Annotated in this window: 1 protein-coding gene; it reads right to left on the reverse strand. The window is 43.6% G+C overall.

The window, feature by feature from the left end:
• Positions 1–120: 120 nt before the first annotated feature.
• Positions 121–559, reverse strand: a 439-nt coding sequence (locus tag R7P74_RS28360; RefSeq protein ID WP_318124020.1) for a 5'-nucleotidase C-terminal domain-containing protein, incomplete at its 5' end; no start/stop codon positions are given.

The raw sequence follows: 559 nt of genomic DNA on the forward strand, positions 1-559 counted from the left end.
GGCCGGAGTCATCAAGATTCTCCTTATAAAAATAAAAAACGCAGCCCCCATCAATGGGAGCTGCGCTTTTAGTTAATGATATCAGCGAGTTTGAGTCAAACGCTTTTTCGCAATCAAACTCTATTGATTGACCACATTGTTTGTTTGGTACATCACCTCACCAGAAGGTGCGTATTCGTTAACGTCAATTGGGCTATGGCTTTCTAGATAGTCTTTCAAGACTTCTGCATCGGTAAAACCTGTGTTGACGTAGCCAGGGTGCGTATCAATTTTAGGGTAACCATCGCCACCAGAAGCGTTGTAACTTTGCACCGTGAAGCGGTAGCGACCATCTAAACGCAGTTGCTTGTTACCGATAAATACATTGGTGACTTTGTCATTTTCAATACGCATAGAGATACCCGCGAACTGCGCGTAAGCACCTGAATCAACTGGCTTGGTTGCAACAATGTTTAGGTAATCCAAGACTTCTTGACCAGACATATCGACGTAAGAAAGCATGTTGCCAAATGGCTGCACGGTCAACACATCTTTGTATGTGATGTCACCAGCTTCAATA

This window comes from Vibrio sp. 2033 (assembly GCF_033339735.1).